The following is a 21,214-nucleotide window of genomic DNA, read 5'->3' as shown; positions in this document are numbered from 1 at the left end:
ATCGACTCACACGCGTTTCGGGGGGTGGACGGCGGCATCGCTCCTGTCCACCCCCCGGGGGGGTTCTACGGCTCTACGGGGTCTTACGGGCGCCAGTTCGTCAGTACGCCCTCGTAGAGCTCCTTGTCCGTGAGCTCGCGGGGGGTTTCGCCGGCGAGGAAGTGGGACGTGTTGGGGGTCTTGAGCTTGCGGAGGTAGTCGAAGGCCTTGTTCTCCGGGTCGCCGAAGGCGACGAAGGAGAAGAAGACGGTGGGGTGGGACTTTGCCGCGTCGGTGAGGGACTTCGTGGCGGGGGTCTTGGCGTCGGGGGCGCCGTCCGTCTGGAAGATCACCAGGGCCGGGGTGTCGGGGGTCGCTTCCTTGCTGTGGTGGGCGAGGACGGCTTCGACGGCTGCGTGGTAGCTGGTGCGGCCCATGCGGCCGAGGCCGGCGTGCAGGTCGTCGATCTTGTTCTCGTGGTCGGTGAGGGTGATCTCGCCGGTGCCGTCGAGTTCGGTGGAGAAGAAGAAGACCGGGACGGTGGCCTCGGGGTCGAGGTGGGCGGCGAGGGCGAGGGTCTGCTCGGCCAGGGCCTGGGCTGAGCCGTCCTTGTAGTACGGGCGCATGGAGGCGGAGCGGTCGAGGACGAGGTAGACCTTGGCTCGGGTGCCGGTGAGGTTGTGCTGCTTGAGGGTGGTGGTGGCGGCCTTGTAGGCGGTGGTGAGGCCTGGGGCGCGGGTCTTGAGGCGGGTGAGGGGGACGGCGGGGGTGAGGTCCCGCTCGGCCTCGCCTTCGGCTTCGGCCGTGTCGTTCCCACCCGCACCACCCGTGCTGCTTTCGTCGTCGGGTGCGGGTGGCCCCTGTGGGGCGGACTCGCCGTCGGCGGCTGCGGGAGCGTCCACGGCCTTGGCCTTCGGCTCCGCCTTGGCGGGCGCGTCTGCCTTGGTCTCCGGCTCCGCCTTGGCCGTCGGCTCCGCCTTGGCCGTCGGCTTTGTCTTGGCCGTCGGCTTTGTCTTGGTCGACGGTTCCACCTCGGCCGACGCGTCCGCTTCGGTCGTCGGCTCGACGTCGGAGGTCGCCTCGGGGTCGGCGTCGGGCGTCGTCTTGGAGGCCGCCTCGGGCGCGGGCGTGCTCTTGGGGTCTGCCGTCGGCTCGGAGTCGGTCGCGGGCTCGGCTTCTGCCGTCGGCTTCGGCTCGGGCTTCGGCTCGGGCTTGGGCTCCGCCTCGGGCTTCGGAACCGTGGGCGGCTCCGGCTCGGGGGTCGGCTTCGTGTCGGCGGCCGACGGCTGCGGCCGCGTGTCGGCCTCGGCCGTCGGCTCGGGCTCCGTTGCTGCCGGGGACTCGGTCTGTGCCTCGGCCTCCGGGCTGTCCTCGGGCTTTTCCGGTGCTGTGGGCTCGGAGGTCGACGACGACTCGGGCTTCTCGGGCGCCGGGGACTCGGTGACGGTCGGCTGCTCCGTCTCGGTCGCCTTCTCCACGGGTTCCGTCGCCGTCGGCTGCTCCGCCGTGGTCGCGTGGGACGACTCCGCAGGCTCAGTCGGCCGATCGGCGTCCGCCGGCTCGGCGGCGACCGCGGGCTTGGCCTGAGCCTCTGCTTCCCGCACCACCGCCGCCGGCTTCTCCGCGTCCGTCGGCTCCTCCACAGCCTTCGGCTTCTCCGTCACCGGCTCCTCGGCGACGACCGGCTCCTCAACCGCCGGCTCAACCCCCGGCTCCCCCTCGCCGGAGCGCGCAGGCCTGGGGACCGCCACACGGTCGAAGGCCAATGACACCAGGTCGTGTTCGTCTCGGGGGCCCGGGACGTTGGGTGTCGGGTCGGGGGTGGGTTCGGGGAGGGGGACGGGACCTTCGGGTCCGTCGCGGGGGGCGTCGGGGTATCGGTCGTCGTCGTGGTCTGCGCCGCACCCTCCGCCTCGGCGGTCCGTGACTTGCGTGACCGTCCGAACGCGTTCCGCAAGAGAGTGAGAATGCCCATGTGCGCGCAACCCTTCGCGTGAGTTGAAGCCCGTCAATCCCTGGCCAGGACGGACACGTAAGGTTAGCGGCCCTCCTGGGCGATCTTGGGCAGGGTCGGGGGTGGGCGGCCCGCGCTGTCAAGAGGGACATCCGGCCTGCGAAGGTGTCGCCGTGCTGAATCGCCGTAACTGCCGTAAGGCTGCCGCAGGTTCACCCCCTGTTCATCCTGGCGCCCGGCTGCCGCACATATGTGCCCCTACGGTCACGCTGACACCAAGGGCATCCAAGGAGAGAGCAAAGTGCGCAAGCTGCTGCCGTTGATCGGAACGCCGTCCGGATCGCACCCTGGCGGCCGGTCCGCCCTGACCTGTCGTTTCCGGTGTGGTGACGCCTGCTTCCATGAGGTGCCCAACACCAGCTCCAACGAGTACGTCGGTGACGTGATCGCCGGTGCGCTCAGCCGGCGGTCGATGATGCGGGCCGCGGCCGTGGTGACCGTGGCCGCCGCGGGTGCGGGGGCTGTGGGTGTCGCACAGGCTCCGCAGGCCGGTGCCGCTCCGGCCGGGGCGAGCGCGGCCGGTGCCGCCGCCGAGGGCGCCCGGCGCAAACACAAGGGCGCGCGCGGGCTGCGCTTCGCGCCGGTCGCGCCCAACACCGCCGATGCCGTGACCGTGCCGGAGGGGTACCGGCAGAACGTCGTCATCCGCTGGGGAGAGCCGATCCTGCGCGGTGCGCCCGCCTTCGACCCGGAGAAGCAGACCGCCAAGGCCCAGGCCGGGCAGTTCGGGTACAACTGCGACTTTCTCGCGCTCTTGCCGTTGCCGGGCGAGCGGGGCCGGCAGCTGCTCGTCGCCAATCATGAGTACACCGACGAGGTGCTCATGTTCCGGGGGTATGACGCCGCCAATCCGACGCGGGAGCAGGTCGAGGTGGCGTGGGCCGCGCACGGGTTGTCCGCCGTCGTCGTGGAGGGGGACCGGAAGACCGGGAAGCTGACCGCCGTTGCGCGCCATCAGCTCAACCGGCGCGTCACCGCCACCACCGAGTTCCGGCTCACCGGGCCCGTCGCCGGGTCCGACCTCGTGAAGACCTCCGCCGACCCGACCGGCACGAAGGTGCTCGGCACCCTCAACAACTGCTCGGGCGGCGTGACGCCGTGGGGCACGACCCTGCACGGCGAGGAGAACTTCAACCAGTACTTCGCGGGCAGCAGCCGGGCGACCGACAAGCGGTACGGCATCGGGACCGGGGCCAGCGAGCGGAAGTGGGAGCGGTTCGACAAGCGGTTCGACGTCGCCCAGGAGCCGAACGAGGTGCACCGGTTCGGGTACGTCGTGGAGTTCGACCCGTACGACCCGAGCTCCACGCCGCGCAAGCACACCGCCCTGGGGCGGTTCAAGCACGAGGCCGCGAACATCAGGATGACGGCGGACGGGCGGCCCGTCGTGTACACCGGTGACGACGAGCGGTTCGACTACTTCTACAAGTTCGTCGGCAGCAAGCGGATGCGGCACGGCAGCAGCAGGGCCGTGCGCGAGCACAACCTGTCGCTTCTCGACGAAGGGACGCTGTACGTCGCCAAGCTCACCGGTGACTCCCCCGCCCTCGAGATCGACGGCACGGGCAAGCTGCCGGGCGACGGTGAGTTCGACGGGAGCGGCGAGTGGATTCCGCTGGCCACCGCCACCGCCGACGGTGCTGTCTCGCACGTGGACGGGATGAGCGCCGAGGAGGTGTTCGTCTTCACCCGTCTCGCCGGTGACAAGGCGGGCGCCACCAAGATGGACCGGCCCGAGGACATCGAGCCCAACCCCGTCACCGGCAAGGTGTACGTCGCCCTGACGAACAACACCAACCGCGGTGTCGGCTCCAACGCCAAGGCGGACGAGGCCAACCCGCGCAACGCCAACAAGCACGGGCACGTCCTGGAGCTCACCGAGCGGTGGAACCGGCCCGAGAGCACGAGGTTCGCCTGGTCGCTGTTCCTCGTCGCCGGTGACCCGGACGACCCGGCGACCTACTTCGCCGGGTTCCCGAAGGACGGCGTCAGCCCGATCTCCTGCCCGGACAACGTCGCCTTCGACCCCTACGGCAACCTGTGGATCTCCACCGACGGCGCCCAGCTCGGCTCGCACGACGGCCTGTTCGGCGTGGCGACCCGGGGTGAGCGGCGCGGTGAGCTGAAGCAGTTCCTGACCGTGCCGAAGGGCGCCGAGACCTGCGGTCCGATCATCCAGGACCGGCGGGTCCTCGTCGCCGTGCAGCACCCGGGCGAGATCGACGGCGCGTCTGTGGAGAAGCCGGCCAGCACCTGGCCCGACGGTCCGGGGAAGTACGTCCGGCCGGCGGTCGTGGCCGTGTGGCGTGCGGACGGGTGCGACATCGGCGTCTGAGCGGAGAGGGACATCGCAGAGGTACCTATGGGGGGCGCCCTGTCGGGCGTCCCCCTTACCTGTCCCCCTTACCTGTCCGCGTACAGCGTCAGGTCCGTCACCACCGCCCGGTGGTCCGTGTCGGCCAGGTCCAGGAAGCGCGTGCGGTCGGACGCGAAGTCCTCGGACACCAGGACGTGGTCGATCTGCGTGCCGAACGTGGGGGCGGTCCGGGCCGGCCAGGTGGCCGTGCGGTCGGCGTCGTCCAGGCGGGCGGCGTCGCTCAGGCCGGTGTCGAGGATGCGGCGGAAGGTGGCGTGGTCCTGGGAGGCGTTGAAGTCGCCGGCCAGGACGAGGGGGGTGCCGGGGTCGGCCGTGGCCGCGTCGCGCAGGGCGTCCAGCTCCGTGCGCCAGAGGTCGAGCTGGCCGGGCAGCGGGGGCATGGGGTGGGCGAGCTGGAGCCGTACGGGATGCCCGTCGACGTCGGCGACCGCCCCGGGCATGCCCATCGTGCCGGGGACGCCGTCGGTGGGCCGCAGCGGGAAGCGGCTGAGGATGACGGAGCCCTCGGAGCCGCCGCCCTCGACGGCCCGGCGGTGGGGATAGTCCTGCGCCAGGTCCTTCTTCAGGCGCGCGTCACAGGTGTACTCGCACTCCTGTACGAAGATGATGTCCGGTTTCTCGCGGCGGACGGCGGTGACCAGGGGTCCGGTGCCCTGCCCGAACTCGACGTTCGAGGTCAGCACGCGCAGGTCGGCGACCGGGCGGCCGACGGGGTCGCCGACCTTGCCGTACGGCTCGGTGAACCAGGCCAGCAGGCCGAGCAGGAGCACGCCCCAGACCGTCCCGAGCCACCAACGGGACAGCAGGGCGAGCAGCAGGGCCAGGCCGGTGGGGGCGAGCAGCCAGGGGAGGAAGGCGAGGATCTGCGGGACGGGCGTGATGCCGTCGCTGTCGGCGGTGCGGAAGCCGACGGCCACGCTGACCCCGGCGAGCAGCAGGGCGGCGCACCAGGCGCCGGGCCGCCGTCGGGGCGGACGGTGGTCCGGCCCGTCGGTGGTGGTCCACTCGGCAGCGGCGGTGTCCAAGGCCCGGCCTTCCGTTCGCGGGGTGGGGTGCCCGAATCCTCCCTCAAAGACGGGACGGGGCGGTGGAAGGTTGCTGTCGACCGGCGCCGCCGGGCCGTGCGTCGACGCGGGCCAGGAATTCCCCGAGTGCCTTGTCGAACTCCTCGGGGCGTTCGAGGTTCGGCATGTGGGCCGTGCCCTCGATCACGTGCAGGGCCGCGTCCGGGAGGGCCGCGTGCATGGCGCGGGCGTCGGAGACGGGGGTGTAGGTGTCGTCGGCTCCCACGACGACCAGGGCCGGGACGGAGACCTGGGTCAGCAGGGCGGTGTAGTCGGGGCGCCGGGCGCGGGCGCGCAGGGCCGCGGCGGCGCCCTCGGGGGAGGTGGCCGTCATCATGCGGTGGACGTGGGCCTTGACCTCGGCGGGGGCGTAGGGGGCGACCATCCGCTCCAGGACCTCGTCGGCGTAGCCGCGCATGCCCTCCCGTAGGAGGCGGTCCGCCATGGCGTCGCGGGTGCGGACACCGTCCGGGGTCTCCGCCGCGGGGAAGGTGTCCGCCAGGACCAGGCCGCGGACGCGGCCGGGGAACTGCCGGTAGCAGTCCATCGCGATCTGGCCGCCCATGGACAGCCCGGCGAGGACGAAGGACGCCACGCCCAGTTCGTCGAGCAGGGCCTCGATGTCCCGGGCGAACTGCGAGAAGTCCGTGAGGGCCGGGGCGGCCGGGGAGGCGCCGTAGCCGCGCAGGTCGGGGGCGATGACGCGGCGGGCCGCGGAGAACGTGCGCAGCTGCGGGGCCCACATCGTGCGGTCGAAGGGGTGGCCGTGGACGAGAACCAGGGGGACAAGGGGCTGCCGAGGGGATGCGGGGCCTTTGTCCTCGTATGCGAGGAAGGGTGCCATGGGACGACCCTAGGCAGCTCCAACTACTCGGTGCAATAAGATCTTTGCTCTCGGTGCAATCCAAGGGGGAGGACGACCGATGGGTGACTACCGCCGTATCGCGGACAGGATCGCCGACGACATCGCCAGCGGGCGGCTGAAGCCGGGGCAACGGCTGCCGCCGCAGCGGGCCTTCGCCCGGCGCCGGGGCATCGCCTCGTCGACGGCCGGGCGGGTGTACGGCGAACTCGTACGGCGCGGGCTGGTCGTCGGCGAGGTCGGGCGCGGCACCTTCGTACGGGCCGCCCCGGACGGGCCGGCGGGGCGGGCGCTCGCCGAGCCCGGCCCGGGCGACGCCCTCGTCAACCTGGAGCTCAACTACCCCAGCGCGCCCGGCCAGCCGGAGCTCCTCGCCGCCGTCCTCGCGCCGCTGCTGCGTCCCGACGTGCTGGCCGAGGCGCTGCTCCCGGCCGCCGCCACGGGTACCGAGTCCGCCCGGGAGGCCGTGGCCGAACTGCTGGCCACTCCCGGCTGGCGCCCCGCCCCGGACCGGTTGCTGTTCACCGGCAACGCGCGGCAGGCCATCGCCGCCGTGCTGGCCTCCCTGGTCCGGCCGGGCGGCCGGGTCGGGGTGGAGCAGCTGACGTATCCGCTGGTCAAGGAGATCGCGGCGCGGCTGGGCATCACGCTGGTGCCGCTGGCCGGTGACGCGGCGGGGCTGCTCCCGGAGGCCGTCGCCGCCGCGCACCGTTCGGCGCCGCTGTCCGCCCTGTACGTGCAGCCCACGCTGCACAACCCGACGTCCCTGACGACGGGCCGCCCTCGCCTGCTGCAGCTCGCCCAGCTGGTCCACGACCTGAACCTGCCGGTGGTGGAGGACCGCATCTGGTCCTTCCTGCACGAGCCGGGTGATCCGTTCGCCGCTCACGCGCCCGCCCTCACCCACGTCGTCGACGGTCTCTCCAAGCGGGTCGCGCCGGGGCTCACCGCCGGTTTCCTCGTCGTGCCGCCGCACCGGGTCGGGGCCGTGGCCGGTGCCGTGCGGTCGGGCGGGTGGAGTGCGGGGCGGTTCGCGCTGGAGGCGGCCGTGCGGTGGGCCGGGGAGGGGGTCGTGGCGCGGCTGGTGGCGGCCAAGCGGGCGGACGCGGCGCGCAGGCAGCGGATCCTCGCCGACGAGCTCGCGGGCTTCGCCGTGCGGTCCGAGCCGGGCGCCTACTTCGCCTGGTGGGAGCTGCCCGCCCCGTGGCGCGCGGACACCTTCACGGCGGCCGCCGCCGCGCACGGCATCGCCGTCACGCCCGGTCCCGCCTTCGCCGTCGCCCCCGGCCACACGCCCGACGCCGTCAGGCTCGGGCTCGGGTCGGCTCCGGAGGCGGATCTGCGGCGGGCGCTTCGGACGCTCGCGCACGTCGCCGCGAGGCGAGCCGGGGACCGTACCGGCCCGTGAGCCACGAGCCGAGCGCCACGGTCAGGCCGAAGGCGAGCAGCAGCCAGGACACCGTCGACAGGGTGGCCGTCAGGGCGTCGTAGACCGCGCCGGCGGCCGCGCGGTGGAGCGTGTCGGGCAGGTCGGCGAGGGTGAGGCGGCGGCCGATCGCGACGGCCAGGACGAGCAGTCCGCCGCCCAGGGCGGTGCCGAGGCCGAGCGCGGTGACCGCGCGGCGTCGGCAGGCGGCGAGGGCGGTCCCGGTCACGGCGCACGCGGCGGCGGCGAGCGGCAGCCAGACGGCGGCGGTGTCCAGCACGTGGTATCCCCTGCGGAGTCGGTCCACGTCGTCGGCCGGGAGCACCGGGACCCGGGCGTGCGGGACCGGGATGCGGTGGGCGAACGGCACGTGGTCGGCGGTGAGCCGGTGTTTGACCCGGGCCACGACCGGCGCGAGGTCGACGGTGACCGCGTCGGCGCGCGGGCCGTCGTCGCGCAGGGCGCGCAGCACGGCGTCGTGGACGGCCCGGTTCGCCGCGTCCCACCCGGCGCGGAACGCCTCGGTCCGGGTGAACGAGCGCACCGCGTCGTGCACGAAGGGCCCGACCGTGCCGCGCAGCGGACCGGTGTCGAGCTCGTGCCCGGCCTCCCGCATGATGCCGTCCCCGAGGGTGTCCGCGACCGCGTGCCGCACGTCCGGGTCGGCGGCGAGGGGCGCCATCGTACGGACGTAGCGGCCGGTGTCGGTCAGCCCGTGTGCCGCCCAGGAGGCGAGTGTCGCGAACGGCACGAGCAGGCACGCGAGGACCAGCAGAACGGCCGACAGGGCGTTCCGCGGTCGGAGGGGCGCCTGCTCGGGTACGGGCGCCCGGTCGTGCTCGGACACCCTTCCAGGCAAGGCGCCACGGGCCCGGTCCGCGACCGGTGTGACTGCATTCGGCCCCGCGTGCCGAGCCGAACGGGTCGTGCCGGTACCGAGTCAGTCGAGGCGCCGGCCGGCGGCGTCCTCGTGAGTGTAGTAGCGGTAGAACATCGTCACGAAGACGCCCGCCCCGACCACCACCCCCACTCCGGCGGACCGCAGCACGGACTCGCCGGTCTGGCTGTAGAGGAAGCCGATCGCGCAGCCGGTGAAGGCGAACCAGAGCAGTGCGTGCTGTTCGCGCCGCAGCCGCGGGGCGACCTCCCACACGGCGGCGAACAGCACGGCGAACACGAGCGCGGTGAGGAAGCCGAACAGCAGGTTCCAGCCCGTGATGGGCCCGGCGTCGCGCCGGTTGGCCGCGGCCCAGTAGCCGTAGACGAGCCCGAGGACGACGGGTACCGCGACCTTCGCCATGGCGTGGGTGCGCGGGCTGAAGACATCGGGGGTACGGCGTCGCGTGGTCACCTTGCGTGGGGTGGGTGCCGCATGAGCCATGAGAGCTCTCCTCTCTCCCTGCCCTGCCTACCAGGGCACACCGGCGGGAACCCGCTGGCAAGTCGGCGGACGGGGCGAATCCCTCGAAGGCGGACGTTTGCGGTCCTGAGGCCCTCCTTTGCAGCCGCAGCGGTTACGGTGCTGCGGTACGTGATCGACAGGGGGAGGGACGAGATGCCCGGAACCGTGCTGCTGCTGGCGGCCTCGCCGGTGGGCAAGGGGCGCCTGGTCGACGCCGCGTCCGTGCTTCCCGTCCTGGCCGCCGTCCCGCCCGGCGTGCTGGCCGGCACGGACACCGCGAACGTCGTCGAACTCGCCGACCCGCTGGAGCCGCAGGCCGTCCTCACCCGGCTGCGCGCCGCCGCGGCGGCCCCTGGCCCGCTCACCGTGTACGTCACCGGCCAGCTCCAGCTCGACCGCCGCCAGCGCCTGCCCCACCTGGCGCTGGCCCGCACCACCGCGTCCACCGCCCGCTACACGGCCTTCCCCTGGCACTGGTTCCGGGACGAACTGCGCCTCAGACCGGCCGGCGCGACGACCCTCCTGCTCGACCTGCACGCGGACGCCGAGACCTGGGAGCTGCTGCGCGGCACCCCGTTGGACTCGGGCCGCGGCAACGCCGTGTACGGCCGCATCGCGCCCTCGCCGTCCAGACGCACGGTCGCGGCGCCGGCGTACATGAAGGCCGTCGCGACGATCCTGCGCAGCGGGTTCCGGCCGCCGGTGGAGCAGTTGCACCAGCAGGCGCTGGCCCGGATCGCGCCGGAGAGCGCGGGCACGGACCTCGTGCTGAGCACGCCGGGCCCCTCGGCCGGTGACCCGCACGCCGCCATCACCGCCGCCGTGCAGTCCGGCCGCCACGTGGACGCCGACGCGCTCGCCGCCCGGCACGAGCAGGCGGCCGTCGCCGCGCACGGGCCCGCCTCCGAGGAGGCCCTGCACTGGGCCGAGGTCCGGGCCGACCTGGCGATGTTCGCCGGGGACGCGGGCCGCAGCTGCCACACCTGGCTCACCGTGGCCACCGTCCGCCTGAACGCCGGGCAGGCGCCGGACGCGCCCGCCGTCGAGGCCGCCGTGGATCGGGCCCACCACCAGTGGGGCCAGATCCACGACCCCGCCCGCGCCCGCGAACTGGGCGCGGCGCTCGCCGAGTTGCGCGGCCGGGTTCCCGGGCGCCGCGAGGGGGCGCTCGACCATGTGCAGCGGCAGTTGAGGCAGTTGCAGATCCAGGCCTGAACACGCATGCGCCGTGTGCGCCTGGCGTGAAGGGGGGCGTGCAATCGCTTGCGCAGGTCGCGTCACAGGTCTGCCGCCGAGGCCTGACCCGGTGTCATGATGTCGGGATGACAGAGGGGGACGAAGTGGCTGTCTTAGGCGTGCGCGTCCGGCTGGGCGCCGGCGGGACCGTGGACGATGTCAGAGCACTGAAGACGTGGCTGGAGCGGGAAGAGCCGCTCGCGGAACTGCTCTCCGAGAAGAAGCTGACCATCGAGGCGCAGACCAGCACGGACGGGACCAGGGGGCGGCTGGGGCCCGACCTCGAACTCGTCCTCAGAGTGCTCGGTGACGTCGTCACGATCGCGGCACTGACCGAGTACACCGCACGCGCGGTGAAGACCTGGACCAACAACCGCCGCAGGCTCCAGGGCGGCGATCCCCAGCCACAGATCCGCCCGCTGGACACCGACGGGGAGTAGGCCGGTGACTCGCTTCGACCCGCGCGGCGAAGTGAACCGGGCGCTGCTGGTCGGTGTGTCCGAGTACGACCACACGGCACCGGATCCCCAGGGCGTCACCGGCCAGCTCCCCGCCGTGCGGCACAACCGGAGGACACTCGAGGACGCGCTGCACCGGGGCAACGTGTTCGGTGCGCACGAGGTGCGGGCCCTGGCCTCGCCGACGCCGGACGAGTTCACGGGGGCACTGCGCCGCGCCTGCCAGGACGCCAGGGGACTGCTGCTGCTCTACTTCGCCGGGCACGCCGTCACCTCCACCTCCGGCAACGAGCTGCACCTGCAGATGCGTACCGCCCGGGTGCTCACGGGCGACGGGCTGCCCGGCTCGGTGAGTTTCACCGAGGTGCTGGGCGAACTCGTCGAGAGCCGCGCCCGGCAGGTGGTGGTGATCCTCGACTGCTGCTACGCGGGCAACGCCGCGGGAATCTGGCACCGCTTCGACGATCCGAAGCGCAAGAAGCACAAGGTCCTGCTGCTGATGAGCGTGCAGCCCAACCGCTGCATCCTGGGCGGGGACGCCGACGCCCCGACGCCGTTCACCCGGGAACTCGTGCACGTCCTCGACGAGGGCGGGCCGGCCTGGCTCTCCAAGCTGTACGCCCGGGTGAAGCAGCGGATGGAGGAGGCGAAGTACAAGGCGGAGGACGACGACCCGCAGCGGCCGCAGGCGCTGGCTCCCCCCTGGGACCCGGACACGGACGTGCTGCTGGCGGCGGGTCCGGTGATCACGCGCAAGCCGGACCCCCCGGTCAACCCCTGGCTCCTGTGGCTCCGGCGCACGCTCGCCCGTGTCCGGAAGGCCCTCGAACGGCTCGGCCGTACCGGCCTGGCGATTGTGCTGGCGCTGCTCGCCACCGGCGCCGGCGGCTACGGCGTCCTGGTCCTGACCGGCGATTCCGGCCCGTGCGCCCCGGCACTGGAGCTGCGTCTGCTCGCCGACCCCGACCTGGAGCAGGCGATGAAGGCGGCCGCGGACGCCTACGCCGCCTCGGACGCCAACACCACGGACGACGGCTGCCGGCGCAGCGGCGTCACCGTCTACAGCGCCGGCGCCGCCGGTGTGGTGACCGCGCTGGGCAAGCGGACCGACGCCTGGCAGCAGCCGCGCGACGACGACAACCCGCAGCGGGACATCGGCCCGCAGCCGGACGTGTGGATCCCCGGCACCCGCGCGGACGTCCGCCGGGTCACCGCGGCCTACCAGGACCGCGTCTTCGCCCGGCTGGAGCCGGACACGCGGCCGTTCGTGTACTCGCCGGTCGTGCTGGCCGTCCCGGAGGGCCTGGACGACGCCGTCGAGCCCACCGGGCAGTCGCTGTCGCAGCTGGTCGCCGACCTCGAAAAGGCGCCCGGCGAAGCAGAAGTGCACCGCCCCGACCCCGAGTTCGCCGACGCGGCGCTGCTGGCGACGACGGGCCTGTACCGCGGCGGAGCCGAAGCGCGCAACGCGGAGCGGCGCCTCACCCAGTCCGGCCGGCCCGAGCCCTCCGCCGCCGGTCTGCTGTGCACACTGCCCGACGTCGACGCCGTGGACGACCGCAGCGCGGCCCTGGTACCGGAGTTCCTGCTGCGCAGCGGCGTCGGCTGCCACCCGGCCACGCGCGCTCCGCGCTCCGCCGCCTACCCCGACGACGTCCCCGGTCTGGAGCCGACGTTCGTGCGGGTGCGCTGGGAGGACGGCGAGCGGGACGCCGACGCGCGCGACGCCGAGGTGGCCCGCTTCCGCTCCTGGCTGACCGGCGACGAGGGCCTGCGGGTGCTCGGCGAGCAGGGCTTCAGGTCCCCGCACGGCGAGCGGCGCCTGCTCGAAGCGAAGTCGGCCCCCGAGGGGCTGATCGACGAGGTCCGGCCGGCGGACTCCGCCGACTCGTCGGAGCTGGACAAGGCGCTGGAGCGCTACGGCAACGCGCACGGCCCCGGCCGGGTCCTGTTCCTCCTCGACAGCTCCGGCTCGATGGCCGGCCTGTGGGACGGACCCAGCGGCGGCCCCGGCATCATCGAGCAGACCCTGACCGGGCTCGGCGGGGAGGACGAGTACGGGGTGTGGGCCGTGCACGGCCTCAAGGGAGGCCGTACGCACAGCGACGTCCTGGACTTCGGCACGCACGACCGCCGGGACGCCGAGCGGGCCCTGGACGCCGCCCGGGTGCGGAACGCGGAAGCCGATCCGTCCGCCGCCCTGCTGGACGCCCTGGCGTTCATGCGGGAGCGCGCCGCCGGCGACGAGCGGCCGCAGCTGATCGTGTACCTCACCGACGGCGAGGACGACAACCGTCTGACCGGCGACGGACTGGAGAAGGTGGTCGACCGGGCCCGGACGGCCGGCGTGCCCGTGGCGATGGTGACCCTGAACAGCGGGGCCTGCGACCGGGACCGCCCCGGCACGCGGATCGCGGAGGCCGGCCGGGGCCGCTGCCTGGACGCCGGGGACGACCTCGTGCCCGCCCTGCGCGACGAGGTCGCCCGCACCGGAACAGGGGAGGAATGATGGCCCGACGCCTGAGAGCCGCCGCGCTGACCCTGCTGTCGCTGCTGACGCTCGCGGCCTGCACGAGCGGTGGCGTGCAGCAGCAGCCGGGCGCCGACACCTCCCCCCGGATCGTGGTGGCCAGCGGCCAGGACGTCACCGGCAAGAACGGCATCCGCCAGCAGCTCATCGACGCCTGGAACGCCAAGGAGGGCGAAGGCGGCTACCGGGCCCGCCTGGTGGAGCTGCCCGGCTCGGCCGACCAGCAGCGCAGCCAGCTGCTGGGCGCCCTGCAGTCCGGCAGCGCCGAGTACGACGTGGTGAACCTGGACGTGACCTGGATCCCGGAGTTCGCCGACGCGGGCCTGATCCGCCCGTTGAGCGACACGGCCGTCAAGGACCCCGAGGACCTCATCCCGTCCGTGGACAGCACCTCGTACTGGGACGGCAAGCGGTACGCGGTCCCGTTCAACAGCGACGCCGGCCTGCTGTACTACCGCAAGGACCACCTGCTGAAGGCCGGTACCTCCCGCACCGACCTCGACGAAAACGTCACCTGGGACAAACTCCGGGAACTGCTCGTCCCCCTCGACAGAGCCGAGATCAAGGGCCACGAGGCGATCTGGACCACTCAGCTCGCCGCCTACGAGGGCCGTACGGTCAACGCGATCGAGGCCTTCGCCTCGGCCAGGGAGGACTTTCGGCTGACCGACGACGACGGCGACTACGTCGCGACCGAGGAGCAGTTGACGGCGGGGGTGACCGAACTGCGCAAGCGCACGGAGCCGCCGTACGTCCTTCAGGGGGCCGCCGAGTCCCGCGAGGCCGAATCGCTCAGCGCCTTCGCCGAGGGCCGCACCACGTTCCTGCGGCACTGGCCGTACGTCTACCCCACCCTGCACGAGACCTTCGGGGCCGACCTCGGGGTGGCCCGGCTGCCCGGCAAGTCCGTCCTCGGCGGCCAGAACCTCGCCGTCACCTCCGCCACGTCCGAGCAGCGCGCCGCGAAGGCCGCCGAGCTGATCGCGTTCCTCACCGACCGTGACAGCGAACGCTGCCTGCTGCGCGCCGGGTTCGCCGCGACCCGCACCTCGGCCTACCAGGAGCCCGGCACCGCCCCGGAATGCGGGCACGCCCCCGCGTACGCCGAGGGCCCCTCGGCGTCGCCCGGCGGCGAGAACACCGCCCGCCTGGCCCCCGACCGGATGGCCGACGGCACCAGCTACTCCCGCGACATCCTGCTTCCGGCCCTGCGCGAGGCGGTGCACCGCCCCCGCACTCCGCTCTACGGAGCGGTGACCCACACCATCACCACCGAACTCGACGCCCTGTACGGCCCGCCGAAAGAGCCGGGCGGAAGCCGGCCGGGTGAAGCGGAGGTCGCGAAAAGCCTTGACGAGGCGTTGAGGAAGATTTTGCCCGGTTGAATCTCCTCCCGGTGATGTTCACATTTCCTCCATTGCTTACGTGTGTCCCCGTGGGTAGCGTCGTTTTCGCACTGACCATGCAATCCGGCCATGCAATCCGGTCGGGCAATTCAAAAAACGGGGATGGACTTCGTGACCATACGAAGCAAGGGAATTTCTGCCGTCATCACCTTCGCCATGACCGGCGCGCTGTGCGGCGCCGGGGCGCAGGCGGCACAGGCCGCTCCGGCACAGCCTGAACTGCGCGCCGGAGCGGACGAGATCTGCGCGGTCCTCGGGATCGGCAGCGGCGCGGCGGGCCTCACCAAGGCGCTCGCCAAGGGAGCCTCCTGGGTGGGCATCGGCGCCAGCATCGGGTGCTACGCCTACACGAAGGCCAAGGAGGCCACGCCGGCGGAGAGGCGGGCCGCGATGATCGCGTCCTACAAGAAGTACCAGGCGATGAGCGACATCAAGAAGCTCGATGCGCTGGGCTACTACTGCCGCAAGAAGAGCGGCGGTGGTGGCGGCGGCACCGATGTCGCGCCCGCCAACCCGACCGTGAAGGTGGGGTACCGCGACATCAAGATGAAGGGCGTGACGTACAAGTGCACGGCGACCGGGGACTGACCGGCCGGCGCGGCCCGGGCTATGGAGAACGCCTGCTGTTCTCCATAGCGCTGGTCGTGGTGAGCCTGCTGTGGATTACGCGCGACATGGCGACGTGGGCGACGGCGACCTGTGCGGTCGGCGCCGCCGGTGGAGCGGTCGGGGTGTGTTATTTCGGCTGGCGTTATATGCGCTCCCGTGCGAATTCACGGTAACTGAATTCGGTGGGTGAATCGGCTCGCTGCATTGGCTCACCGAATTCACCCACCGAATTGCGTCAGCGCGTGAAGACGAAGTACTTCCACGCTCCGTACGTCGTCGTGTTGACGTTGTCGCCCGACTTCGTGTCGATGTAGGACGAGCGGATCCGGAAACGCGGGCCGACGGGCGGCGTGCCGTCGAGCGTCACCGCGTCCTTGCCGTAGCGGTCCAGGGCGAAGTAGTCCGTGGTCATGGTGCGCCACGCGCCGTCCGAGTACTGCTGGACCCGGAGCTGGTGCTTGCGGCCCGGGTACATCGACATCGTCGTGTTGTGGACCGGGTCCTTCGACTTCCGGAAGTAGAAGTACTTCTGCTTCCAGGCGGTCGCCGACTTGTAGTAGCCGCTCAGGGACGTCGAGATCTTGACCTTGGTGTAGACCGAGTTGGTGACGGTCTTCGGCGCGTACCGCGTGTCGCCCGTGAACTTCGCGCTGACCTTCGTGTCACGGGTCAGGTCGACCGTCGCCGACAGGTCGCCGGCCGAGTCGACCTTGCCCTTCTTCACCAGTGTGCTCGGCTCGTCGGAGCCGTACGGGTCGGCCCAGATCTCGACCGTGCGGTTCTTGTACGTCGTGCCGAGGTGCGCCGTGAAGGTGACGTCCCGGCCGTAGCCGTACACCTTGCCGTCGTTGTCCAGCGTCAGCGTGGTCGCCGTCTTCGTCACGGTCGTCGACGCCGAGGCCGTGGCGCCCGCGCGGTTCGCGTCGCCCGCGTACGTGACCGTGTACGTCACCTTGCCACCGGCAGGCGGCTTGTCCGTGAAGGAGTACGAGCCGTCGGCGGCGACGGCCGCCGTGCCGAGCGGCTTGCCGGACGGGGACTCGTCGTCGGTGCGGGTGACGGAGACCTCCGTGCCCGCCGGGAACGCCGTCGACGAGGACAGCGTGCCGGTGAGCGTGAGGGGCTTGGCGCGGGTGGCCGTGGCGGGGGCGGTCGCCGTCAGGGTGGTGGAGGCCTTGGTGGGGGCGTCGAGGACCCGCAGCGAGTAGACGTTGTCGTCGTTCTGCGAGATCGCGAACAGCTTGCTCGCGTCGGGCGCCCAGGCCAGGCCCGCCGACGCCAGGGTGTCGGCGCCGCTGCTGTGGCCGGTGTTGGGGAAGTCGTACTGCTTCAGCGGTATCGAGGTGCCCGGCTTGAAGACATGGACGTCCGGGTCGTACCAGGAGGACGTGCCCGCCGCGACGTCGCCGTTCGGGGCGATGTCCACCGCGTTCGGGTACGTGTTGGTGACGTACTTGCCGTCCGCGGACAGGTCCGTGAGCTTGTAGACCGGCTGGTAGTACGGGGAGCCGCTGGCCGTGACGACGTCCTTGCCGTCCGGCGTGACCGCGAGGTCCTGGAGGTTGCCGCCGCCGGTGTCGCCCGGGTCCCAGGCGTACGCGGTACGGCTCGCCTTCCCGGAGGAGACGTCGTACACGGCGAGCTCGACCGGGCTCTGGCCCGGCGAGCCCGCGACGAGCGTGCCCGGGGCGCCCGCGGAGGCGTCCAGGATCGGGGCCTCGTAGAAGGTGCGGCTGGTGTCCTGGCCCAGGGTGACGGCCGAGTCGGCGGCGTTCGGGTCGAGCGAGCCGATGTTGCCCTCGCCGCCGTCGCCGTAGCTGAACCACAGCCGGCCGCCCGCCAGGGCCACGTACGCCGGGCCGCCGCCCTGGCCCGTGGACCAGCGGCGGGTCTCGGTGGCCTTCGCCGTGTCGATCGCGACGACCGCGTCCCCGTCGTGCAGGGCCGCGTACAGCGTGCCCGAGTCGGGCGACAGCTCCATGCCCTGGACGCCGGGCAGCGAGCCGACGGTGGCGACGACCTTGCCCGCGTAGTCGGTGACGACGACCTGGCCGGCCGTCGGATCGCTGATGAAGACGCGCTGGTGGACCCCGTCGACGACGATGTCACCGGTCGACTTCACGGGCAGGAGCGCGCTGGAGTCGGCCGCCGCCGACCCGGCCCCTGCCGCGACGAGCGTGACCGAGCCGAAGAGGACCGCGAGCGCCGTCGCGGTCGAGAGAGTGCGTCTGTGCACGGTTTTTCGAACCCCCCGGAACGAAAGTGATCAGCAGGAAGAAGTGATCAGCCCGTGCAGGCTAGAACACCCCACTGACACACCGGAACCGGATATCAAGACGCTGGCTTGAAGGGGCAGTTGGGGCGTGACGGCACCGTCGCGTCAGCGGCTGTCCGCGACCGTCCGCGGGCCCTGCTGGGGCTCCTCGGCTCTCGCCGGACCCGCGTTCGCCGCCAGCAGTAGGGTCGCGACAGCGACGACGGCCGCGGCGAAACCTCTGGCGTACCGCTCGGCGGAGCGTGTGCGTTCGAGCACGGCGACCTCGCAACTGGGGCGGTGGCTACGACAGCAGCGTGTTAAGCACGTTTAACTCTCGGTTTAACCTAGGGGCTGTCCGAGCCGAACGGCAAGAGGGGCAGGGGGAGTCGGCGTGGGGGAGCGTGACGATCCGGGGACCATCGGGCGCCGGGTACAGCGATTGCGTGTCGAACAGGGGCTGACACAGCGGCAGTTGGCGGAGCCTGTGTACACGCCCGCCTACATCTCCACCCTGGAGTCGGGCCGGGTGCGGCCCTCCGACGACGCCCTGCGGCATCTCGCCGGACGGCTCGGCGTCGCCTTCGACGAACTCGCCACCGGCCGTTCGGCGCGGCTCGTGACCGAGCTGCGGCTGCGGCTGACCGAGGCCCAGCGCACCTTCGCCGTCGGCGAGGCCGAGGCGGCGGCGGAGCAGTACGCCGAGCTGCTCGTCGAGGCCGAGACACAGGGGTTGGCCGGGGAACAGGCCGCCGCGCTGCTCGGCCTCGGCGAGTGCGCCCTGGAGACGGGCGAGCTCGTGGCGGGGCGGCAGTACTTCGAGCGGGCCGAGGCCTGTCTCGCCGACGCGCCGCTGCCCGCCCGGGTCCCGGCGCTGCGCGGGCGGGCCGTCGCGCACTACCTCGCCGGTGAACTCCGGTACGCGGTCTACCTGCTGGAGACCACCCTCGACGAGCTGAATCGTGGCGGTCTGCACGATCCCGACGCCCTCCTGCTGCTGTACGCCAGCGCCATCGGGCCCTACATGGACATGGGCGCGCACGCCCGCGCCGCCCAGGCCGCCGAGTTCGCCCTGGCGCTCGCCCCGCAGTCCGGCGACCCGGCCCTGGTCGCGCGCATGCACCGGTCGGTCGCCCGCACCCTGGTCGCCGAGGGCCGTCTCGCCGAGGCCGACGCCTCGCTGGCCAAGGCGGCCGAGCTGTACCGGGGCCTGCAGATCCGCACCGAACTCGCCAACTGCCACTGGATGCGCGGCTACGTCTACGCCCAGGACGGCCAACTGGAGCGCGCCGAGGAGGAGTTGCGGGAGGCACTCGGCATGCTGTCGGCCAAGCGCGCCGCCCTCTACAGCAGCCAGGTCGCCGTCGAGCTGGCCGACGTGCTGCACCGGCGCGGCAAGTCCGACGAGGCCGCGGCCCTGCTGCACGGCGTCCTCGACGACCTGTCCCCCGAGCGCGGCGCCGTCCACTCCGCCGCCGCGCACCGCCTCCTCGGCATCATCGCCGAGGACGCCCGCCGCACCGAGGACGCCGAGGAGCACTACGTCCGCGCCCTGAGCCTGCTGGAGCGGGCCGGCGCCGCGGGTGACCTGGCCGACCTGTGCCGGCTGCTGGGCGACCTGCTGCGCCGCACGGGCCGGGTGGAGGCGGCCCTGGACGCCTACCGGACGGGCCTCGGGCACCGTACGGCTCCCGGCACGACGACCCTCGGGCCCGCACCCGCACAGCCCCCGCTGTGAGGGAACAGGGGCTTCACGCGGTCGGGCGGGATAGCCTCCTTCCGGGGTGTGAACGACCGGGGCGGGGCGCGTGGAGAACCAACGGACAGCGGCAGTGGCCGACGGGCTGCGGACGGCCCTGCGCATCCTCGTGCACACCGTCCTCGGCGGCGCCGCGCTGATCACCGTCGTGACGGTGGTGTCGGTGCTCGGGCCGATGCTGGCGATCGATCTCTACACCCCGCCGGTCGCGGCCTGGTGGACCGTGTTCACCGCGATCACCGTCCAGGGGGTGCCCTTCCTGCTGCTGGGCACGGTCGTGTCGGCGGCGATCGGCGCGTTCGTGCCCCAGCGGGTGTTCCAGCGGCTGCTGCCCCGCCGTACGGCGCTCGCCGTGCCGGTCGCGGGCGCGGCCGGGGTCGTCCTGCCCGGCTGCGAGTGCGCGTCCGTGCCGGTGGCCGGCAGCCTGATGCGGCGGGGTGTCGCCCCGGCGGCCGCCCTCGCCTTCCTGCTGTCCGCGCCCGCGATCAACCCGGTCGTCCTGGTGGCGACCTCCATCGCCTTCCCGGGGCAGCCCGAGATGGTCCTCGGCCGGCTGGTCGCCTCGCTCGGCACGGCCGTGGTGATGGGCTGGCTGTGGGCGCGGTTCGGGCGGGAGGAGTGGCTGCGGCTGCCGAAACGGGACACCGGGCACGAGCAGGGCGGCGGGCCGCGTGCGTTCGTCTCCGGACTCCAGCACGACTTCCTGCACGCGGGCGGTTTCCTCGTGCTCGGCGCGGCGGCCGCGGCGACCTTCGACATCGTCGTGCCGAGCCCACTGCTGGAGGTGTTCACCGGGTCGGCCTGGCTGTCGGTGCTGCTGCTGGCCGTGCTGGCGGTCGTGCTGTGCGTGTGCAGTGAGGCCGACGCGTTCGTGGCGGCGTCGCTGAGCGGCTTCTCGCCGACCGCGCGCCTGGCGTTCATGGTGGTCGGGCCGATGGTCGACCTGAAGCTGATCGCGCTCCAGACGGGTACGTTCGGCAGGTCCTTCGCGGTGCGGTTCTCCTCCGCGACCTGGCTGGTGGCCGTCGCGAGCAGCGTCCTGGTGGGGTGGTGGCTGTTGTGAGGCGCTACGGACCGGCCGTACTGCTCGCCCTCGTCGGCGCGGCGATCCTGCGGGTGTCGCTCTTCAGCGACCTGTACCTGAGGTACGTGCAGCCCGGGTTGCGGCCGTATCTGGTGGTGTCGGGGGTGGTGCTCGTGCTGCTGGGGGTGGCGGTGGGGGTGCTGGTGCGGACGGCAGATGACGGGGAGGCGCAGGAGGACCTCGGGGCCCCCGCCGGGCACACCCACGGCCCCGCAGGCCCTCGCGTCGCCTGGTTCCTCACCCTCCCCGCCCTGGCCCTGCTGCTGTTCCCGCCGCCCGCCCTCGGCTCCTACAGCGCGGAGCGCGAGGCCGACCGGCGTGCGGCCCGGGGCGTCGGCACCTTCCCGGCGCTGCCGGCCGGGAACCCGCTCGACCTCACCCTCGGGGAGTTCGGCTCCCGGGCGGTCTACGACAGCGGCCGTTCCCTGACGGGACGCACGGTCCGGCTCACCGGTTTCGTCACCCGCGACGCCGACGGCACCTGGTACGTCACCCGCCTCCTCGTCTCCTGCTGCGCCGCCGACGCCGGCGCCGCCAAGGCCGAGGTGCGCGGCGTCGGCGCCCCGCCCGTCGACACCTGGATCACGGTCACCGGCACCTGGCACCCGGAGGGCGAGCCGGGCTCGGACGCCGCCTGGCCGCCGGTCCTCGACGCCACCTCCGTACGGCGGACACCGCAGCCGGACAACCCGTACGAGAAGCGCTGAGGGTCAGGCCGGGGCGGCGGCCCGGCGCGCGGGTTTCGCCCCACCCG

General features: G+C 72.8%; 17 protein-coding genes. 10 read left to right on the top strand and 7 right to left on the bottom strand.

Annotation, left to right across the window (positions count from 1 at the left end; genetic code table 11):
• Positions 1 to 83 precede the first annotated feature (83 nt).
• A complete protein-coding gene (locus MQE23_RS21820; RefSeq protein WP_243379976.1) occupies positions 84 to 1,643 on the bottom strand; it encodes a VWA domain-containing protein in 1,560 nt (519 codons plus the stop codon).
• A gap of 591 nt (positions 1,644 to 2,234) precedes the next feature.
• Between MQE23_RS21820 and MQE23_RS21815 the strand changes: the two genes are divergently transcribed.
• Entirely contained in the window at positions 2,235 to 4,328 is a 2,094-nt protein-coding gene (locus tag MQE23_RS21815) for a PhoX family protein (RefSeq protein WP_243379975.1), read from the top strand.
• A 68-nt stretch (positions 4,329 to 4,396) separates the two neighbouring features.
• Here MQE23_RS21815 and MQE23_RS21810 read toward each other — a convergent pair whose 3' ends face one another.
• Positions 4,397 to 5,395, bottom strand: a complete 999-nt coding sequence (locus tag MQE23_RS21810) for an endonuclease/exonuclease/phosphatase family protein (RefSeq protein ID WP_020270413.1) — start codon at positions 5,393 to 5,395, stop codon at positions 4,397 to 4,399.
• A gap of 43 nt (positions 5,396 to 5,438) precedes the next feature.
• Positions 5,439 to 6,278 carry an alpha/beta hydrolase gene (locus MQE23_RS21805; RefSeq protein ID WP_243379973.1) on the bottom strand — a complete coding sequence of 280 codons (840 nt, stop codon included), beginning with the start codon at positions 6,276 to 6,278 and terminating at the stop codon, positions 5,439 to 5,441.
• A gap of 79 nt (positions 6,279 to 6,357) precedes the next feature.
• On the opposite strand from MQE23_RS21805, the gene MQE23_RS21800 reads away from it, so the two are divergent.
• Positions 6,358 to 7,704 (top strand): PLP-dependent aminotransferase family protein, encoded by a 1,347-nt coding sequence (locus tag MQE23_RS21800; protein WP_243379972.1) that lies wholly within the window; start codon positions 6,358 to 6,360, stop codon positions 7,702 to 7,704.
• Here the strand turns inward: MQE23_RS21800 and MQE23_RS21795 are convergent.
• Both MQE23_RS21795 and MQE23_RS21790 read right to left on the bottom strand, forming a co-directional pair.
• Positions 7,601 to 8,569: a hypothetical protein gene (locus MQE23_RS21795; RefSeq protein ID WP_243379970.1), complete on the bottom strand. Its 969-nt coding sequence runs from the start codon at positions 8,567 to 8,569 to the stop codon at positions 7,601 to 7,603. The genes MQE23_RS21800 and MQE23_RS21795 overlap by 104 nt on opposite strands.
• Before the next feature lie 93 nt (positions 8,570 to 8,662).
• A complete protein-coding gene (locus MQE23_RS21790) occupies positions 8,663 to 9,103 on the bottom strand; it encodes a membrane protein (RefSeq protein ID WP_037674351.1) in 441 nt (146 codons plus the stop codon).
• Between the two features lie 174 nt (positions 9,104 to 9,277).
• Between MQE23_RS21790 and MQE23_RS21785 the strand changes: the two genes are divergently transcribed.
• The 5 genes from MQE23_RS21785 to MQE23_RS21765 all read left to right on the top strand — a co-directional run bounded on the left by MQE23_RS21785 (position 9,278) and on the right by MQE23_RS21765 (position 15,342).
• The gene (locus tag MQE23_RS21785) at positions 9,278 to 10,339 is read left to right on the top strand and encodes a hypothetical protein (protein ID WP_037674372.1); all 1,062 of its coding nucleotides are present in this window, start codon (positions 9,278 to 9,280) and stop codon (positions 10,337 to 10,339) included.
• A 125-nt stretch (positions 10,340 to 10,464) separates the two neighbouring features.
• Complete coding sequence (locus MQE23_RS21780) at positions 10,465 to 10,800, top strand: hypothetical protein (RefSeq protein ID WP_243379969.1); 336 nt, start codon at positions 10,465 to 10,467, stop codon at positions 10,798 to 10,800.
• Between the two features lie 4 nt (positions 10,801 to 10,804).
• Positions 10,805 to 13,327: a caspase family protein gene (locus MQE23_RS21775; protein WP_243379968.1), complete on the top strand. Its 2,523-nt coding sequence runs from the start codon at positions 10,805 to 10,807 to the stop codon at positions 13,325 to 13,327.
• Positions 13,327 to 14,733 (top strand): extracellular solute-binding protein, encoded by a 1,407-nt coding sequence (locus MQE23_RS21770; protein ID WP_243379967.1) that lies wholly within the window; start codon positions 13,327 to 13,329, stop codon positions 14,731 to 14,733. The genes MQE23_RS21775 and MQE23_RS21770 overlap by 1 nt, the downstream gene beginning before the upstream one ends.
• Before the next feature lie 123 nt (positions 14,734 to 14,856).
• Positions 14,857 to 15,342, top strand: a complete 486-nt coding sequence (locus tag MQE23_RS21765) for a hypothetical protein (RefSeq protein WP_020277585.1) — start codon at positions 14,857 to 14,859, stop codon at positions 15,340 to 15,342.
• A gap of 256 nt (positions 15,343 to 15,598) precedes the next feature.
• On the opposite strand, the gene MQE23_RS21760 is transcribed toward MQE23_RS21765, so the two are convergent.
• Both MQE23_RS21760 and MQE23_RS21755 read right to left on the bottom strand, forming a co-directional pair.
• A complete protein-coding gene (locus tag MQE23_RS21760; protein ID WP_243379966.1) occupies positions 15,599 to 17,599 on the bottom strand; it encodes an Ig-like domain-containing protein in 2,001 nt (666 codons plus the stop codon).
• Between the two features lie 144 nt (positions 17,600 to 17,743).
• Positions 17,744 to 17,896, bottom strand: coding sequence for a hypothetical protein (locus MQE23_RS21755; protein ID WP_243379965.1), 153 nt, complete (start codon positions 17,894 to 17,896; stop codon positions 17,744 to 17,746).
• A 115-nt stretch (positions 17,897 to 18,011) separates the two neighbouring features.
• Between MQE23_RS21755 and MQE23_RS21750 the strand changes: the two genes are divergently transcribed.
• From MQE23_RS21750 to MQE23_RS21740, 3 genes are all read left to right on the top strand, one after another.
• The gene (locus MQE23_RS21750) at positions 18,012 to 19,355 is read left to right on the top strand and encodes a helix-turn-helix transcriptional regulator (RefSeq protein WP_037674353.1); all 1,344 of its coding nucleotides are present in this window, start codon (positions 18,012 to 18,014) and stop codon (positions 19,353 to 19,355) included.
• A gap of 70 nt (positions 19,356 to 19,425) precedes the next feature.
• Positions 19,426 to 20,439 carry a permease gene (locus tag MQE23_RS21745; protein WP_037674355.1) on the top strand — a complete coding sequence of 338 codons (1,014 nt, stop codon included), beginning with the start codon at positions 19,426 to 19,428 and terminating at the stop codon, positions 20,437 to 20,439.
• Positions 20,436 to 21,167, top strand: coding sequence for a TIGR03943 family protein (locus MQE23_RS21740; RefSeq protein ID WP_020277590.1), 732 nt, complete (start codon positions 20,436 to 20,438; stop codon positions 21,165 to 21,167). Before MQE23_RS21745 ends, MQE23_RS21740 begins: the two co-directional genes overlap by 4 nt.
• Positions 21,168 to 21,214: the final 47 nt, after the last annotated feature.

Source organism: Streptomyces sp. HP-A2021 (genome assembly GCF_022807935.1).
Lineage (GTDB): Bacteria > Actinomycetota > Actinomycetes > Streptomycetales > Streptomycetaceae > Streptomyces > Streptomyces afghaniensis.
The sequence above is the reverse complement of the archived record's forward strand: the minus strand, read 5'-3'. Positions and strand labels throughout refer to the sequence as shown.

Bases quoted from the DNA above. Each gene is read 5' to 3' on its own strand.
- MQE23_RS21805 (WP_243379973.1), bottom strand. From the start codon at position 6,278: ATGGCACCCTTCCTCGCATACGAGGACAAAGGCCCCGCATCCCCTCGG.
- MQE23_RS21800 (WP_243379972.1), top strand. From the start codon at position 6,358: ATGGGTGACTACCGCCGTATCGCGGACAGGATCGCCGACGACATCGCC.
- MQE23_RS21790 (WP_037674351.1), bottom strand. From the start codon at position 9,103: ATGGCTCATGCGGCACCCACCCCACGCAAGGTGACCACGCGACGCCGT.
- MQE23_RS21785 (WP_037674372.1), top strand. From the start codon at position 9,278: ATGCCCGGAACCGTGCTGCTGCTGGCGGCCTCGCCGGTGGGCAAGGGG.
- MQE23_RS21770 (WP_243379967.1), top strand. From the start codon at position 13,327: ATGGCCCGACGCCTGAGAGCCGCCGCGCTGACCCTGCTGTCGCTGCTG.
- MQE23_RS21765 (WP_020277585.1), top strand. From the start codon at position 14,857: ATGGACTTCGTGACCATACGAAGCAAGGGAATTTCTGCCGTCATCACC.